The sequence below is a fragment of the Kitasatospora sp. NPDC059408 genome (assembly GCF_042751525.1).
GTDB lineage: Bacteria > Actinomycetota > Actinomycetes > Streptomycetales > Streptomycetaceae > Kitasatospora.
The window spans coordinates 1-1,062 of the sequence record NZ_JBHYWI010000190.1 but is presented as its reverse complement, the minus strand read 5'-3'; the positions used below and the strand labels follow the sequence as shown (position 1 = coordinate 1,062).

1 protein-coding gene is annotated in these 1,062 nt (G+C 69.5%); it reads left to right on the top strand.

Annotated features, from left to right (window positions below; genetic code table 11):
* Positions 1-116: 116 nt before the first annotated feature.
* Positions 117-1,062, top strand: a 946-nt coding sequence (locus ACFXDE_RS43865) for an IS481 family transposase (RefSeq protein ID WP_380499819.1), incomplete at its 3' end; no start/stop codon positions are given.

The window sequence follows — 1,062 nt, the reverse complement described above, 5'->3', positions numbered from 1 at the left end:
TGTACTGACCACGGAGGTTGGTGACGGGGTTCACGGTCAGGTGATCTTGAAATGAGTGAGGGCCTTCTGGCTCGGTGTGGATTGCGACGTCTGCACCGGCACCCAGAAAGGCCCTCATGCCACACCGTAACGCACCGTTGACCGAGACCGGCCGCCTGCGCCTGGCCCGCTGCGTGGTCGAGGACGGCTGGCCGCTGCGGCGGGCCGCCGAACGCTTCCAGGTCTCACCCACCACGGCCAAGCGCTGGGCGGACCGCTACCGGGCTCTTGGCGAGGCCGGCATGGCCGACCACTCCTCCAGACCGCACCGCAGCCCGCGTCGGACGGCGACCCGCACCGAGCGGCGGATCATCAAGGTCCGTGTGCTGCGGCGCTGGGGTCCGGCCCGCATCGCCTACCTGCTCGGACTGAACCCGGCCACCGTGCACCGGGTCCTGGTCCGCTACCGGCTCGCCCGCCTGGCCCACCTCGACCGAGCCACCGGCCACCCGATACGGCGCTACGAACGCGCCGCACCGGGCGAGTTGGTCCACGTCGACATCAAGAAGCTCGGCAACATTCCCGACGGTGGCGGCCACAAGGTACGAGGCCGCAAGGGCAGCCCGTCCCGGTCGGGCGTGGGCTACAGCTACCTGCACAACGCCGTCGACGATCACTCTCGACTGGCCTACAGCGAGATCCTGCCCGACGAGCGCAAGGAGACCGCCACCGCCTTCTGGACCCGCGCGCACGAGTTCTTCGCCCAGGCCGGGATCACCGTCGAGCGGGTGCTGACCGACAACGGCTCCTGTTACCGCTCCCGGCTGTGGCGTGACGCCCTTGCGGCCGGCGGGGTCACACACAAGCGCACCCGTCCCTACCGGCCGCAGACCAATGGCAAGGTCGAACGATTCAACCGCACCCTGCTCGACGAGTGGGCCTACGCACAGCCCTACCGCACCGAGCAGGAACGCCGCGACGCCTTCCCCGCCTGGCTCCACACCTACAATCACCACCGCGGACACACCGCGCTCAGGGGCAAGCCACCCGCCAGCCGCGTCCCCAACCTCACGGGTCAGAACA